We start from the raw sequence: 14,800 nt of genomic DNA on the forward strand, positions 1-14,800 counted from the left end.
CGGACGCCGCACCAGTCGGACGCCGCACCGGTCGGCCATGCGTGGTCGGCCATCGGGCGGGATCGATCGGAGGCGGGGCCCCCGGCTAGGCTGACGCCGGTTGGTCCGGTGCGGAGCGCCTCGCGCCGGACAGCCCCGCACGCATTCGAGGAGAACCATGCAGGCTTGGCCACGTCCCGACGTCCCGACGCTGGACGGACGGGCCCCCCGTCCGCGCGTGCACGACACCGCGGCCCAGGGCCTCGTCGAGGTCGGCCCGGAGGCCGGCGACGCGCGCCTCTACGTCTGCGGCATCACGCCCTACGACGCGACGCACCTCGGGCACGCGAACACCTACGTCGCGTTCGACCTGCTGCAGCGGGCCTGGCTGGACGCCGGGCTCGGCGTCCACTACACGCAGAACGTCACCGACGTCGACGACCCGCTGCTCGAGCGCGCCGACGCCACCGGCGTCGACTGGCGGGCGCTGGCCGAGGAGCAGACCGAGCTGTTCCGGACCGATATGACGGCGCTGAACGTCCTGCCGCCCCGCGACTACGTGGGGGCCGTCGAGTCGATTCCCCTTGTCGTCGAGCTGATCGAGCGGCTGATGCCGACCGGCCTGATCTACCAGGTGGACGACGAGGAGTTCCCCGACTGGTACTTCAACTCGGCGGCCGCGCCGGGCTTCGGCTCCGAGTCGCACCTGGACGCCGAGGCCGCCCTCGCGATCTTCGGTGAACGCGGCGGCGACCCCGACCGTCCGGGCAAGCGCGACCCGCTCGACTGCCTGGTGTGGCGGCTCGCCCGCGACGGGGAGCCGTCGTGGGACTCCCGGCTGGGGCGCGGGCGTCCGGGGTGGCACATCGAGTGCGCGGCCATCGCGCTGCAGCACCTCGGGGAGGGGTTCGACGTCCAGGGTGGCGGCTCCGACCTGGTGTTCCCGCACCACGAGATGAGCGCCGCCGAGGCCACCGCGGCGACGGGGCAGCCCTTCGCGCAGGCCTACGTCCACGCCGGCATGGTCGGCTACGACGGCGAGAAGATGAGCAAGAGCAAGGGCAACCTGGTCCTGGTGTCGAAGCTGCGCGAGGCGGGGCGCGACCCGATGGCGATCCGGCTCGTGCTGCTCGCCCACCACTACCGCTCCGACTGGGAGTACACCGACGCCGACCTCGACGAGGCCGAGCGGCGCCTCGCCGCCTGGCGCGGCCTGCGCAACGAGACGGCGACGATCCCCGCGACCTCGCTCGTGACCGACCTGCGCGCGGCGCTCGCGAACGACCTGGACGCCCCGGCCGCCCTGGCGGCCGTGGACCAGTGGGTCGCGGCGGCGTCCGACATCGACGGCGACGACACCGAGGGCCCGCGCACGTTCCAAGGCGCGATCGACGCCCTGCTGGGCGTCCGGCTCTGAGGCCGGCGCCGTTCGGGCGCCTCCGCGTTCCGGCCGTCTCCGGGACCCCGCGCTCGGGACGCCACCCCCGGGCGCCGTCGGCGTCCGGTTCCCGGCATTCGGCACCTCCGTGCGGGATCGGTGAAATACTGCGCCCATACGTGTTCCGGGGTCGGTGTAATTCCGAACCGGCGGTGACAGTCCGCGACCCGGGCGCCTCGGCGCCCGGCTGACCTGGTGGAATTCCAGGGCCGACGGTGAAAGTCCGGAGGGGAGGCGCACGTGGGGCCCGGCAGCGCCGTGCCCCGGCCGTGGGACGCCGCCGCGCGTCCGCGGCGCGACGCGCACCCCCCCTTTTTCAACCCCGGAGCCGCCGAACGGCGAGCAGGAGGGGTGAGATGGAGCGATCCGGCGAGGGGTACGGGCCCGGTGACCGCGTGGCGTCCGCGTCCGGTTCGGGTGCCCCCGGCCCGCGGGTCGCCCCCGAGGCGCACGTGACCCCCGACGATGTCCGGCACCTGCGGCGGGCGCTCGCGCTCGCGGCCGAGGGCCCGGTCGCGGACCCGAACCCCCTGGTGGGCGCGGTGATCGTCGGCCGCGACGGCCATCTCGTCGGCGAGGGCTTCCACCGCGGCTCCGGGACGCCGCACGCTGAGGCCGCCGCGCTGTTGGCCGCCGGCGACGCCGCCCGGGGCGCCACTACCTACGTCTCCCTGGAGCCCTGCAACCACACCGGACGCACACCCCCGTGCTCCGCGGCCCTCCTCACCGCCGGCGTCGCCCGCGTCGTCTACGCCCTGCCCGACCCGAACCCCGTCGCCGCCGGAGGCGCTCAGCACCTGCGCGCCGCCGGCGTGGACGTGACCGGCGGCGTCCTGGCCGAGGAGGCGGCCGCGCTGAACCGCACCTGGCTGCACCGGGTGCGCACGGGGCGTCCGTTCGTCACCTGGAAGTTCGCCGGCACCCTCGACGGCCGCGCCGCGGCCGCCGACGGGACGTCACAGTGGATCACGGGCCGGGCGGCGCGGGCCGACGTGCACCGGCTGCGGGCCCGGTGCGGGGCGATCGTCACCGGCACGGGCACGGTGCTCGCCGACGACCCCCACCTCACCGTCCGCGGGGACGCCGCGCCGTCGCGCCAGCCGCTGCGCGTGATCGTGGGGGAGCGGCCGGTCCCTGCCGGGGCCCGGGTGCTCGACGACGCCGCCCCGACCAGGGTGTTCGCCACGCACGACGTGGCCGCCGTCGCCGCCGAACTCGGGCGGGACGGCGTCCATCACGCGCTGCTGGAGGGCGGCCCGACGCTCGCGGCCGCGTTCCTGCGCGCCGGCCTCGTGGACGAGGTCGTCGCCTACCTCGCGCCCACCCTGCTGGGCGCCGGGGCGTCCGTCGTGGGGCCCCTCGGCATCGGCACCATCGGCGCCGCCTTCCGCCTGACCACCACGGACGTCACCGTGCTCGACGACGACGTCCGCGTGACCGCCACCATCCACCCAACCAAGGAGTGACCAGCATGTTCACCGGCATCATCGAGGAGCTCGGCACCGTCGAGTCCCTCACCCTCGGCCGCGAGTCGGCGGTCCTACGGGTCCGCGGGCCCCAGGTGCTGACCGACGCGACGCCCGGGGCGTCCATCGCGGTCAACGGGGTCTGCCTCACGGTCGTCGACCACGACGACGAGTCGTTCTCCGTCGACGTCATGGCCGAGACGCTGCGTCGCAGCAGCCTGGGGGCGCTGCGACCCGGGTCGCGGGTGAACCTCGAACGGGCGATGGCCGCGTCCGGACGCCTCGGCGGCCACATCGTCCAGGGGCACGTGGACGCCACCGGCGAGATCGTCGCGCGCGAGCCCGGCGACCACTGGGAGGTCGTCACGATCGCCCTCCCGGACGCCGTCGCCCGCTACGTCGTCGAGAAGGGCTCGATCGCCGTGGACGGCATCTCGCTGACGGTCGCGTCCGTCGCGCCGGGCCGCTTCACGGTGTCGCTGATCCCCACCACGCTCGCCCTCACGACCCTCGGCTCGGCCCGCGTGGGCGACCCGGTGAACCTGGAGGTCGACGTGCTCGCCAAGTACGTCGAGCGCCTGCTCGCCCCGGCCGAGGAGGTCCTGTCATGACCGCCGACGCGACCCCCATCACCGGCCTCGCGACCATCGAGGCCGCCCTGGACGCCCTGCGCGCCGGCCTGCCCGTGCTCGTGCTTGACGACGCCGACCGCGAGAACGAGGGCGACGTCGTCCTGGCGGCGCAGACCCTGACGCCCGAGTGGCTCGCCTGGACGATCCGCCACAGCTCGGGCTACGTCTGCGCCCCCCTGTCGAACGCGCGCGCCGACCTGCTCGACCTGCCGCTCATGGTCGCCTCCAACGCCGACCCGCTGCGCACCGCCTACACGGTCACGGTGGACGCGGCGTCCGGCGTGACCACGGGCATCAGCGCGGCCGACCGGACGCGGACCATCCGCACGCTCGCCGACCCGCACACGCAGGCGTCCGACCTGATCAGGCCCGGGCACGTCGTGCCCTTGCGGGCGCGCGACGGCGGCGTCCTGGAGCGCGGCGGGCACACCGAGGCCGCCGTCGACCTGTGCCGGCTCGCGGGGCTGGCGGAGGTCGGGGCGATCGCCGAGCTCGTCCACGACGACGGGACCATGATGCGCGCCCCCGCCGTGCTCGCGCTGGGCCGCGAGCACGGCGTCCCGGTGATCACGATCGCCGACCTCATCGAGTGGCGAAAGGCCAGCGCGCGGGTCGTCGAAGGCGCCCGGACGTGGCTGCCCACGGACCTCGGCTCGTTCGAAACCGTCTGCTACCACGACCGCCTCACGGGCGCGGACCACCTGCTGCTGATCAGCCCCGAGGGCCTCGGGACGCGCGAGCAGCCCCCGGTCGTCCGCATCCACTCCGAGTGCGTCACGAGCGAGGTCTTCGGCTCGCTGCGCTGCGACTGCGGCGAGCAGCTGGACGCCGCCCTCCACCGCATCGCCGCCGAGCCGGGCGCGATCGTCTACCTGCGCGGCCACGAGGGACGCGGCGTCGGCCTGCTCGCCAAGCTGCGCGCCTACCGGCTGCAGGACACCGGGCTCGACACCGTGGACGCCCAACTCCAGCTCGGCCTGCCGGTCGACGACCGGGAGTACGGGGCTGCGGCGGGCATCCTGCGGGCGGCGGGCGTCGAGCGCGTCCGGCTGCTCACGAACAACCCCGACAAGGTGCACGGCCTGGCGGAGGCCGGGGTGGACGTGGCCGACGTCCTGCCCTCCGGCTCGCACGCGACCGCGCTCAACATCGACTACCTGCGCGCCAAGCGCGACCGGCTCGGGCACACGCTGCTGCTCGACCCGGCCGACCAGACGCCGGCGCCCGAGCCCACCCACGCCCACCAAGGAACGGAGCACTGATATGGCCGGATCCGGCAGCCCCACCCTCACCGCCGACGGACGCGGGCTTCGCGTCGCGATCGTCGCGGCGTCCTGGCACGACACGGTGATGAGCGGACTCATCGCGGGCGCCCGGCGGGGGTTGGACGCCGCGGGCGTCGTCGACGCCCCGCTCGTGCGCGTCCCGGGGACGTTCGAGCTGCCCGTCGCCTGCGCGACGCTCGCCGAGCGGTTCGACGCCGTCGTCGCGCTCGGCGTCGTCATCCGCGGCGGGACGCCGCACTTCGACTACGTCTGCGACGCGGCCACGCACGGCCTCACGGAGGTCGCGGTCCGGACGCGGGTGCCGATCGGGTTCGGCGTCCTCACGTGCGACGACGTCCAGCAGGCCCTCGACCGCGCCGGCCTCCCGTTCTCGACGGAGGACAAGGGGTTCGAGGCCGCCACCGCGGCCGTGGCGACCGTGCAGGCGCTGCGCGCGGTCGCGGGCTGATCGCCGGGGGGGCTGCGGGCGGGGTCAGCCCGGGCGTCCCCAGTCCGCCAGCCGCGCGGCGACGGCGTCGTAGCGGTCGCGCAGCTCGGGCTGCTTGGCGCCCTCGACCGACTCGCTGGCGGCGACCGCCGACCACGCGGGCGGCTCGTCGCCGCCGGCCAGCACCCAGGCCGCCTGCCGCGCGGCGCCGAGCGCCACGTACTCGGCCGGCTCGGGCGTCTCGACGCCGACGCCGAAGATGCCGGGCGCCAGGGCGCGCACGGCCTGCGAGCGGGCCGCGCCGCCGATGAGCTTCACGCCCGCCACCCGGACGCCCTCGTCGCGCTGCGCGTCCAGCCCCACGGCCAGCAGGCACAGCAGGCCCTCGACGGCCGCCCGGGCGTAGTTCTCGCGGGTCAGGTTGGTCGACGTCATGCCGGTGAGCGTGCCGGTGGCGTCGGGGAGGTTCGGCGTCCGCTCGCCGTCGAGGTGCGGCACGAGGACCAGGCCTCCCGCGCCCGGCGCTGCGGCCAGCGCGAGGCGCGACAGCTCGTCGTGGTCGACGCCGAGCACCCGGCACGCCGTGTCGAGGATGCGGGCGCCGTTGATCGTGCACGTGAGGGGCAGGTAGTGCCCGGTGGCGTCCGCGAAGCCGGCGACGACGCCCGACGGGTCGCGCGTCGGCGTCGCCGAGACGGCGGCCACGACCCCCGACGTGCCGACCGACACCGACACCTCGCCCACGCCGAGGCCCAGCCCGAGGGCCGCGCCCGCGTTGTCGCCGCAGCCCGGGCCCACCTGGGCGTCGCCGAGCCCCAGCGACGGGTCGCCCATGCCCGCCGACTCCGCCGGCCCCAGCGCCCGCGGCAGGACGATCCGCGCGGCGGCGTCCTCGTCGATGCGCAGCGCGCGGGCGAACAGGTCGCGGCGGTACTGCCCGGACTCGGCGTCGAAGTAGCCGGTGCCGGAGGCGTCCGACCGGTCGGTGACGAGGGCGTCCAGGCCCGCCGCGCCCCTGATCTTCCACGTCAGCCAGTCGTGCGGCAGGCAGACGGCGGCGATCCGCGCCGCGTTCTCCGGCTCGTGATCGGCGACCCAGCGCAGCTTCGTGATCGTGAAGGACGCCACGAGCGCGAGCCCTGTCGCGGACGCCCAGTAGGCGCTCCCCAGCTCGTCGGTCAGGTCGGACGCCGCCTGCGCCGACTTCGTGTCGTTCCACAGCTGCGCCGGCCGGACGACGTCGCCGGCGGCGTCCAGGAGCACCATGCCGTGCTGCTGCCCGCCGACGCTGATCGCGGCCACGTCGCCCAGGCCGCCCGCGGCCTCGGCGGCTGCCTGAAAGGCGGCCCACCAGGCGTCCGGGTGGCACTCGGTGCCGTCGGGGTGCGCCGCCGCGCCCTCCCGGACGATCGCCCCGGTCTCGGCGTCCACGATCACGACCTTGCACGACTGGGTCGAGGAATCGACCCCTGCGACCAACACCACGTTCGCTCCTTCGGTTCGGGGCGGACGCCTCACCGCGTCCGCGGGCGGCCGGCGCCCTCGCCGGCCGACGGGTCGCCCCCACCTTAGAGGGCGAGCCCCATCCCGGGTCCAGCCCGGGCGGCGAGCGGCCGCGCGGCGTCCGAGTAGACTGCCCGCCCGTGAAGACGTTCGAGGAACTGTTCGCCGAGCTCACCGACAAGGCCGCCAGCCGCCCCGAGGGGTCGGGGACGGTCCGCGAGTTGGACGCCGGCGTCCACGCGATCGGCAAGAAGATCGTGGAGGAGGCCGCGGAGGTGTGGATGGCCGCCGAGTACGAGTCGGACGCCGAGGCGTCCGAGGAGATCTCGCAACTGCTGTACCACGTGCAGGTCCTGATGATCGCGAAGGGGCTCACGCTCGACGACGTTTACCGCTATCTCTGACCCGCTCGCTAGTCTCGACGCGTGACTACCGATCGCCCTTTGCTCCGCATCGCCGTGCCCAACAAGGGCTCGCTGGCGGAGGCCACCACCGAGATGCTCCGCGAGGCGGGGTACAAGCAGCGCACCGACTCCAAGGATCTCGTCCTGCTCGACGAGGCCAACGGCGTCGAGTTCTACTACCTGCGTCCGCGCGACATCGCGGTCTACGTGGGGGAGCGCACCCTCGACCTCGGCGTGACCGGCCGCGACCTGCTCATCGACTCGGGCGCACAGGCGTCCGAGATCATGCAGTTGGGTTTCGGCGGCACGAAGTTCCGGTTCGCGGCCCCGGGCGGGTCCGGCTGGACGGTCGCTGACCTGCAGGGCCGTCGCCTGGCCACCTCGTTCCCCGGCCTGCTGGGCAAGTACCTCGCCGAGCAGGGGGTCGAGGCGCGGCTGATCAGGCTCGACGGGGCGGTGGAGAGCGCGGTCCGGCTGGGCGTCGCCGACGCGATCGCCGACGTGGTCGAGACCGGCTCGACCCTGAAGCGCGCGGGGCTCGACGTCTTCGGCGACCCGATCCTCATCTCCGAGGCGGTGCTGATCCAGCCGACCGGCGTCGAGGCGCCCGCCGGGCTCGACCTGCTGCAGCGCCGTCTGCAGGGCGTCATGACGGCCCGCAGCTACCGGATGATCGACTACAACGTCTCCGAGGCGAATCTGGACGCGGCGTGCGCGATCACGCCCGGCATCGAGAGCCCGACCCTCTCCCCGCTGCACCGCGAGGGCTGGCTGGCGGTGCGCGCGATGATCCCGGCGAAGGAGTCGGCGACGATCATGGATCGGCTGTGGGACGTGGGGGCCGAAGGCATCCTCGTCACCGAGATCGCGGCGTGCCGGCTGTGATGTTCTCGACCCGGACGCCCGACGGGGCGGTGCTCGGACGCCCGCGCCTGGTGCTGGTCAACGCCGCCCTCTGGACGGTGCTGCTCACCGGCGGTTCGCTGCTCGGGTGGTTCGCGCTGCCGCCGCACGTGCGCGCGCTCTTCACGATCCCTCAGATCGCGACGCTGCTGTTCATCGAGGGGTTCATCGTGTGCTTCCTCTGGGCGGTCGGCCTGTCGTACGTGCGGGCGGACGCCGCGGGCCTCCGCTTCCGCAACGGCCTGCGCTCGCACACGCGCACGTGGGACGACGTCGCCCACGTCCGCTACCTCACGGGCGACCCGTGGGCGTTCCTGGAGTTGCACGAGCCGATCGAGAAGCTGCCGCTCATGGGCATCATGCGCACCGACGGTGAGCGCGCCGACGGCCTCGTCGCCGACCTGCGCGCCCTGCATCGCGCCTCGCGGGAGGCGTGAGCCGAGGGCTCCGGTCGGCCGGGGCGGACGCGGCCGAGCCCCGGCCGGACGCCGCCGCTCAGTCGATGCCGCGGCGCTTGAGGATCTCGGTGACCTCGGGGTCGTCGGCCGACGTGGCGCCGGTCGAGCTGGAGGTGGACGCCCCCTGCGGCGAGCTGCCGTAGTCCGGACGCTGACGGGCCACCTGCGAGTCGGACGCCGCCGGCGTCTTCTTCGCCCGCGGCTTGTGCGGCAGCAGCCGGCTGATGATCATCAGCAGGACGCCGAGCCCGCCGATCGCGGCGCCCGCCATGGCCAGCATCGTCCAGGTGAGGCCCTGGTACCACAGCGCGAGAGTGTTCCACAGGTCGACCAGCGTGGGCAGCAGCCCGACGAGGTACACCGCGATGGGGAGCAGCGACAGCCCGAGCCAGAAGATGACGGTGCGCCACCGGGCACGGGGCCAGAGCAGCGCGGTGATGATGAGGCCCAACAGGGTCAGGCCGGCGCAGACGAGAAGCTGCAGCAAGTTCGGGTCCATGGGTCACAAGATGGCACGCCGACGGGGGTCTTCGGAAGCGGGCTCGCGGGTTTCGTGGCGCTCTGGGGGCTCCGCAGGCCGTCCGGACGCCCGCCCGCCGACTTGCCGCGACCCGCGGCGTCCCCCGTACGGTGGAGCCATGAGGAGCCTGGGTCAGCAGTCATCCGCCTTCGCCGACGACCACGGGGAGGCCGACCCCGCGCTGCGCGCCACGCTGGCGTCCGCCTACTCGGGGGGCAACGAGCCCTACCTGCGCGCGGTCGCCGCCCTGTGCGCCGCGCGCCTGCTGCTGCCGATCGTCGCCACCGGCGACGAGGGCGGTGACGGGCCCGACCCCGACCGGCACGCCGAGATGGCGGCCGTCCAGGTGCAGGCGGCCAACGGCGCGAAGGCGGTCTGCGTGTTCACCGGCATGGACGCCCTGACGGCCTGGCAGCCGACGGCGCGTCCGGTGGCGTGCACGCTCGACGACGTCGCGGCGACGGCGGAGGAGACGGCGTCCATGGCGGTGCTCGTCGACCTCGAGGGGCCGCACCCGCTCGTCATCGAGCACGCCCTGATCAAAGAACTCGCCCAGGGGCATCGACTGGTCGAGCTGTCCCCGGGCGAGTTCGGGTGGGTGTTCGTCGATCAGGCGTCCGGCGGTCGTCCGGACGCCGACGAGGCCGGGCGCTAAGCCGAGTCCACCTTCGACCAGAGGTTCACGCCGCCCTCGACCGCGTGCTCGTCGATGTGGGCGAGCTCGTCGTCGGTGAAGTCGAGGTGCTGCACCGCGCCCACGCTGTCCTCGAGTTGTTGCACGCTGGACGCGCCGATCAGCGCGGACGTGACCCGGGCGTCCCGCAGCACCCACGCGATCGCCATCTGCGCGAGCGTCTGGCCGCGCTCGGACGCCAGGTCGTTCAGCGCCCGGATGTGCCCGAGGTTCTCCTCGGTGAGCAGGCTCTCCGACAGGGACTTGCCCTGCGAGGCCCGCGACCCCTCGGGGATGCCGTGGAGGTACTTGTTCGTCAGCATGCCCTGCGCGAGCGGGGAGAACGCGATCAGGCCGACGCCGGCGTCCCCGACCACGTCGAGAAGCTCCTTCTCGACCCAGCGGTTCAGCATGGAGTACGACGGCTGATGGATCAGCAGCGGCGTCCCGAGCTCGTGCAGGATGCGGACGGCCTCCCGCGTGCGCTCGCCGGAGTACGACGAGACGCCGACGTAGCGGGCGCGGCCCGACCGGACGATGTAGTCCAGCGCCCCGAGCGTCTCCTCCAGCGGGGTGTCGGGGTCGTAGTGGTGGTGGTAGAAGATGTCGACGTAGTCGAGCCCCATGCGCTCCAGCGAGGCGTCCAGGGAGCCGACGAGGTACTTCCGCGAGCCGAGGTCGCCGTACGGGCCGGGCCAGAAGTCCCAGCCGGCCTTGCTCGAGATGACGAGCTGGTCGCGGTAGCGGCCGAAGTCTTCGCGCAGGTGGCGTCCGAAGTTCGTCTCGGCGGAGCCGTACGGGGGCCCGTAGTTGTTGGCCAGGTCGAAGTGGGTGATGCCGAGGTCGAACGCGCGGCGCAACGTGGCACGCTGGGTCGCGAACGGGACGTCGTCGCCGAAGTTGTGCCACAGGCCGAGCGAGATCGCCGGCAGCAGGAGTCCGGAGCGGCCGACCCGGCGGTACGGCATGCGTCCGTCGTAGCGGCCCGCGTCGGGCACGTATTCGTCGATGAGCGGCATTGTTTGTCCTCCTCAGGGAGTGGTCGGAGAGACGGGCGCGGTTGGCCCCGCCGTCGTTGCCACGCTACAATGCTGGGGTTCGTCCACCCAACGGGTGCGATCGTGCAAGCGGAGAACGCCAAGCTCCCACCCTCCTCGGCCCCCGGCCGAAGGGTCACCCAGGTGCCCCCGACCAGCGTCGGGGTGAGCGCCGTCGGCTTGGGCTTCCGTGTGCACGGGAGCCCTTTTTCGTGGGCGGGCCAAGATCGACACTGGGAGGAACTCATCAGCACGGAACCGCGCATCAACGAACGCATCCATGTGAACGAAGTCCGGCTCGTCGGCCCCAACGGCGAGCAGGTGGGCATCGTGCGCATCGATGACGCGCTGCGCTTGGCCCGCGAAGCCGACCTCGACCTCGTCGAGGTGGCCCCGCAGGCCCGTCCGCCGGTAGCGAAGCTCATGGATTACGGCAAGTACAAGTACGAGGCCGCCCAGAAGGCTCGCGAAAGCCGGCGCAACCAGTCGAACACGGTCATCAAGGAGATGAAGCTCCGGCCGAAGATCGACGAGCACGACTACGAGACCAAGAAGGGCCACGTCGTCCGCTTCCTGAAGGCCGGCGACAAGGTCAAGATCACGATCATGTTCCGAGGCCGGGAGCAGAGCCGCCCCGAGCTCGGGTTCAACCTGCTCAGGCGGCTGGCCGACGACATCGCCGAGGACGGCTTCATCGAGTCCCAGCCGCGGCAGGACGGCCGCAACATGCTCATGGTCGTCGCGCCGACGCGCAAGAAGTCCGAGGCGCGCGCCGAGCAGCGCGCCGCCAAGGCGACGCGGGCCGCGAGCCGTGCGGCGGAGAACGAGGCGGAGGAGCGTGAGCTCGCCGAGCTCCGCAGCGCCCGCCAGAGCCAACCGAAGAAGCGCCGGGGTCCGGCCGACAACATGGATCCCGACATCGACCTGTAGGCCTCAAGCCGGGTCCTAACGAAGAGAAAGTGAGACGGCGGATGCCGAAGATGAAGACGCACTCCGGTGCCAAGAAGCGGTTCAAGGTGACCGGCAGCGGCAAGCTGATGCGCCAGCAGGCCGGCAAGCGACACCTCAACGAGCACAAGCCCACCCGGCGCACCCGCCGGCTGAGCGTCGATGTCGAGGTCGCCGGCCCCGATCTGAAGAACGCGAAGAAGCTGCTGGGCAAGCGCGCGCGCTGACGCCCCGACGAACACACGAAGCAAGGAGTAACGAGAGATGGCACGCGTGAAGCGCGCGGTGAACGCGCAGAAGAAGCGTCGTGAGGTGCTGGACCAGGCGTCCGGCTACCGGGGTCAGCGGTCGCGGCTGTACCGCAAGGCGAAGGAGCAGCTGCTCCACAGCTACACCTACAGCTACGCGCACCGGAAGGACCGCAAGGGCGACTTCCGTTCGCTGTGGATCCAGCGGATCAACGCGGCTGCCCGCGCCGAGGGCATGACGTACAACCGATTTATCTCGGGCCTCAAGGCCGCCGGCGTTGAGGTCGACCGCAAGATGCTGGCCGAGCTGGCCGTCTCCGACCCGAAGGCGTTCGCCGCCCTGGTCGAGGTGGCCAAGGCCAGCGTCTCGGCCGCTGCCTGAGCACACGACAACGCCCGCGGCGCACCCCGGTTGCCCGGGGTGGCGCCGCGTTCGCGTCGGAGGCGGGCGTTCACCCGCTGCTCACCCGGCTGTGGCAGGGTGGGCATGTTGAGCAAGGAGGAGCGATGACGGAAGAACGGATCCAGCTCGAGGAGCCGACGCAGGCGACCCTGCGCGAGGCCAGGCGGCTGGTGCGCCGGAAGGATCGCAAGTCCCTCGGCAAGTTCATCGTCGAGGGCCCGCAGGCGGTCCGCGAGGCGCTCAAGTCGCCCGGCGTGGTCGAGGCGCTCTTCCTGCGCTGGGCGAACGTCCGCGAGCATCTCGACCTGCTGAGCCTCGGCCGCGCGGCCGGCGTCCCGGTGTACGGCGTCAGCGAGCAGAACCTGGCGACGCTGAGCGACACCGTCACCCCGCAGGGGGCGATCGCCGTGGCGTCCAACATCGACATCACGCTGTCGGATCTCATGGGGACGAAGCGGAAGAATCCGGCGAAGGAGAAGAAGAAGCACCGCCGCAAGGACGTGTCGTTGGTCGTGATCTGCGCGCAGATCCGCGACCCCGGCAACGCGGGTACGGTGATTCGCTGCGCGGACGCCTTCGGCGCCGACGCGGTCATCCTCAGTTCGGATTCGGTGGACGTCTACAACCCCAAGACGGTGCGCGCGTCCGTGGGCAGCATCTTCCACCTGCCGATCGTCACCGGGGCCGACCTGTCGACGGCCATCGAGGCGTGCCGGGCGGCCGGCATGCAGATCCTCGCGACCGACGGGGACGCCGGCACCGACCTGACGGACATCGCGTCCGATCTGGAGCGTCCGACGGCCTGGGTCATGGGCAACGAGGCGTGGGGCCTGCCCCACGAGAGCCTCGAGCTGGCCGACGAGGCGGTCGCGGTGCCGATCTACGGTCAGGCCGAGAGTCTCAACCTGGCGACGGCCGCGGCGATCTGCCTGTACGCCTCCGCGAGCGCGCAGCGCTCCGACAACGGCAACGGGTCCGTCCCGCCGCCCGCGGAGCTGGCCACGTTCGGCGCGAACGACGCGCCGGGGGCCGGAGCCGAGGGCGTCCAGGCGGAGCCCGGGGCCGACCCCGCGGCCGGCTGAGCCGGCTGCACCCCTCCCCAGCAAGAACACAAGAAGAGGAGCCCATGAGCGGGCCGAACGATCCCTACGACCCCAAGCAGGTGGCGACGCTGGATGCGGAGTCCGTCGAGAAGATGGTGAGCGACGCCCTCGCGGCGTTCGCGGAGGCGTCCTCGGTGGCCGAGCTGAAATCGGCGCGACTCGCGCACGCCGGCGAGAAGTCGCCGATCGCGCTGGCCAACCGCGAGATCGGCGCGCTGCCGCCCGCCGCCCGCAAGGACGCCGGACGCCGCATGGGCGCCGCGCGCGGGCGCGTGAACGCCGCGCTGGCGAAGCGGCAGGCGCAGGTGGAGGCGGCCGAACTGGAGCGGACGCTGGCGGCCGAGGCCGTCGACGTCACGCTGCCGACGCTGGCGCACCCGCAGGGCGCGATCCACCCGATCACCGGTCTGATGGACCTCATGGCCGACGTCTTCGTGGCGATGGGCTGGGAGGTCGCCGAGGGCCCCGAGTCCGAGTCGGAGTGGCTGACGTTCGATGCGCTGAACATGCCGGCCGACCACCCGGCGCGCGGCGAGACCGACACGATCTACCTCGATCCGGCCGACCACCACGTGCTGCTGCGGCCGCACACGTCGCCGGTGCAGATCCGGTCGCTGCTCGACCGGGAACTGCCCGTGTACGTCGTGTGCCCTGGCAAGGTGTACCGCGCCGACGAGTTCGACGCGACGCACGTGCCGGTCTTCCACCAGATCGAGGGCCTGTGCGTCGACAAGGGCATCACGATGGCGCACCTGAAGGGCACGCTCGACCACCTGGCCCGGGCGATGTTCGGCGACATCCGGACGCGGATGCGTCCGAACTACTTCCCGTTCACCGAGCCCAGCGCCGAGATCGACCTGGAGTGCTTCGTCTGCCACGGGGCGTCCGTCGGCAACCCGGACGCCCCCTGCAAGACCTGCCGGTCGGAGGGCTGGATCGAGTGGGGCGGCTGCGGCGTCGTGAACCCGCGGGTGCTGCGCGCGGCCGGCGTCGACCCGGACGTCTACTCCGGCTTCGCGTTCGGCATGGGCATCGAGCGGACGCTGATGTTCCGCAACAACGCCGAGGACATGCGCGACATGGTCGAGGGCGACATCCGATTCAGCCGTTCGTTGAAGGGGGAGGCGCGATGAGGGCGCCGCTGAGCTGGCTCACCGAGTACGCGGCCCTGCCCGCCGACCTGTCCGGACGCGACCTGGCCGAGGCGCTGATCGGCGCCGGGCTCGAGGTGGAAAGCGTCGAGCAGGTCGGGGGCGAGATCTCCGGGCCGCTGGTCGTCGGGCGGGTGCTCGACTTCGTCGGCACGCCGCAGAAGAACGGCAAGACGATCCGGTGGTGTCACGTCGACGTCGGCCCCGAGCACGCCCCCGAG

18 protein-coding genes and 1 riboswitch are annotated in these 14,800 nt (G+C 72.9%); of the genes, 15 read left to right on the top strand and 3 right to left on the bottom strand.

What is annotated here, in order from left to right:
* Positions 1–157: 157 nt before the first annotated feature.
* The 5 genes from mshC to ribH all read left to right on the top strand — a co-directional run bounded on the left by mshC (position 158) and on the right by ribH (position 5,249).
* The gene (mshC, locus tag WMJ97_RS10615) at positions 158–1,396 is read left to right on the top strand and encodes a cysteine--1-D-myo-inosityl 2-amino-2-deoxy-alpha-D-glucopyranoside ligase (RefSeq protein WP_347348965.1); all 1,239 of its coding nucleotides are present in this window, start codon (positions 158–160) and stop codon (positions 1,394–1,396) included.
* Positions 1,397–1,533: 137 nt separating this feature from the next.
* Positions 1,534–1,660: riboswitch (FMN riboswitch) on the top strand.
* Between the two features lie 113 nt (positions 1,661–1,773).
* Complete coding sequence (gene ribD / locus WMJ97_RS10620) at positions 1,774–2,883, top strand: bifunctional diaminohydroxyphosphoribosylaminopyrimidine deaminase/5-amino-6-(5-phosphoribosylamino)uracil reductase RibD (protein WP_347348966.1); 1,110 nt, start codon at positions 1,774–1,776, stop codon at positions 2,881–2,883.
* 5 nt (positions 2,884–2,888) lie between these two features.
* Entirely contained in the window at positions 2,889–3,494 is a 606-nt protein-coding gene (locus WMJ97_RS10625; RefSeq protein WP_347348967.1) for a riboflavin synthase, read from the top strand.
* Positions 3,491–4,777 (top strand): 3,4-dihydroxy-2-butanone-4-phosphate synthase, encoded by a 1,287-nt coding sequence (gene ribB / locus WMJ97_RS10630; protein WP_347348968.1) that lies wholly within the window; start codon positions 3,491–3,493, stop codon positions 4,775–4,777. The genes WMJ97_RS10625 and ribB overlap by 4 nt, the downstream gene beginning before the upstream one ends.
* A 1-nt stretch (position 4,778) precedes the next feature.
* A complete protein-coding gene (gene ribH / locus WMJ97_RS10635; protein WP_347348969.1) occupies positions 4,779–5,249 on the top strand; it encodes a 6,7-dimethyl-8-ribityllumazine synthase in 471 nt (156 codons plus the stop codon).
* A gap of 24 nt (positions 5,250–5,273) precedes the next feature.
* On the opposite strand, the gene xylB is transcribed toward ribH, so the two are convergent.
* Positions 5,274–6,713, bottom strand: a complete 1,440-nt coding sequence (gene xylB, locus WMJ97_RS10640) for a xylulokinase (protein WP_347348970.1) — start codon at positions 6,711–6,713, stop codon at positions 5,274–5,276.
* Positions 6,714–6,871: 158 nt separating this feature from the next.
* Between xylB and WMJ97_RS10645 the strand changes: the two genes are divergently transcribed.
* The 3 genes from WMJ97_RS10645 to WMJ97_RS10655 are packed head-to-tail and all read left to right on the top strand — an operon-like array spanning position 6,872 to position 8,475.
* Positions 6,872–7,135 (top strand): phosphoribosyl-ATP diphosphatase, encoded by a 264-nt coding sequence (locus WMJ97_RS10645; RefSeq protein WP_347348971.1) that lies wholly within the window; start codon positions 6,872–6,874, stop codon positions 7,133–7,135.
* 39 nt (positions 7,136–7,174) lie between these two features.
* The gene (hisG, locus tag WMJ97_RS10650) at positions 7,175–8,020 is read left to right on the top strand and encodes an ATP phosphoribosyltransferase (RefSeq protein WP_347348981.1); all 846 of its coding nucleotides are present in this window, start codon (positions 7,175–7,177) and stop codon (positions 8,018–8,020) included.
* Positions 8,008–8,475 carry a PH domain-containing protein gene (locus tag WMJ97_RS10655; RefSeq protein WP_347348972.1) on the top strand — a complete coding sequence of 156 codons (468 nt, stop codon included), beginning with the start codon at positions 8,008–8,010 and terminating at the stop codon, positions 8,473–8,475. The genes hisG and WMJ97_RS10655 overlap by 13 nt, the downstream gene beginning before the upstream one ends.
* 58 nt (positions 8,476–8,533) lie before the next feature.
* Here the strand turns inward: WMJ97_RS10655 and WMJ97_RS10660 are convergent, their stop codons facing one another.
* Positions 8,534–8,995 (bottom strand): hypothetical protein, encoded by a 462-nt coding sequence (locus tag WMJ97_RS10660; RefSeq protein ID WP_347348973.1) that lies wholly within the window; start codon positions 8,993–8,995, stop codon positions 8,534–8,536.
* A 139-nt stretch (positions 8,996–9,134) separates the two neighbouring features.
* Between WMJ97_RS10660 and WMJ97_RS10665 the strand changes: the two genes are divergently transcribed.
* Positions 9,135–9,671, top strand: coding sequence for an SseB family protein (locus WMJ97_RS10665; RefSeq protein ID WP_347348974.1), 537 nt, complete (start codon positions 9,135–9,137; stop codon positions 9,669–9,671).
* Here the strand turns inward: WMJ97_RS10665 and mgrA are convergent.
* Positions 9,668–10,708 carry an L-glyceraldehyde 3-phosphate reductase gene (gene mgrA, locus WMJ97_RS10670; protein ID WP_347348975.1) on the bottom strand — a complete coding sequence of 347 codons (1,041 nt, stop codon included), beginning with the start codon at positions 10,706–10,708 and terminating at the stop codon, positions 9,668–9,670. The genes WMJ97_RS10665 and mgrA overlap by 4 nt on opposite strands.
* A 210-nt stretch (positions 10,709–10,918) precedes the next feature.
* Here mgrA and infC point away from each other — a divergent pair, with 210 nt between their 5' ends.
* From infC to WMJ97_RS10700, 6 genes are all read left to right on the top strand, one after another.
* The gene (gene infC / locus WMJ97_RS10675; RefSeq protein ID WP_347348982.1) at positions 10,919–11,656 is read left to right on the top strand and encodes a translation initiation factor IF-3; all 738 of its coding nucleotides are present in this window, start codon (positions 10,919–10,921) and stop codon (positions 11,654–11,656) included.
* A gap of 41 nt (positions 11,657–11,697) precedes the next feature.
* On the top strand, positions 11,698–11,901 hold the full coding sequence (gene rpmI, locus WMJ97_RS10680; protein ID WP_347348976.1) for a 50S ribosomal protein L35: 204 nt from the start codon (positions 11,698–11,700) through the stop codon (positions 11,899–11,901).
* Positions 11,902–11,938: 37 nt separating this feature from the next.
* Positions 11,939–12,304: a 50S ribosomal protein L20 gene (gene rplT, locus WMJ97_RS10685; protein ID WP_347348977.1), complete on the top strand. Its 366-nt coding sequence runs from the start codon at positions 11,939–11,941 to the stop codon at positions 12,302–12,304.
* 125 nt (positions 12,305–12,429) lie between these two features.
* Positions 12,430–13,407, top strand: coding sequence for an RNA methyltransferase (locus WMJ97_RS10690; protein WP_347348978.1), 978 nt, complete (start codon positions 12,430–12,432; stop codon positions 13,405–13,407).
* Between the two features lie 44 nt (positions 13,408–13,451).
* Positions 13,452–14,561 (top strand): phenylalanine--tRNA ligase subunit alpha, encoded by a 1,110-nt coding sequence (gene pheS, locus WMJ97_RS10695; protein ID WP_347348979.1) that lies wholly within the window; start codon positions 13,452–13,454, stop codon positions 14,559–14,561.
* Positions 14,558–14,800 (top strand): hypothetical protein (locus WMJ97_RS10700; RefSeq protein WP_347348980.1); only part of this gene is annotated, 243 nt, incomplete at its 3' end. The genes pheS and WMJ97_RS10700, both read left to right, overlap by 4 nt.

Origin of the sequence: Nigerium sp. (genome assembly GCF_039811905.1) — a bacterium.
Classification (GTDB): Bacteria; Actinomycetota; Actinomycetes; order Propionibacteriales; family Propionibacteriaceae; genus Propioniciclava.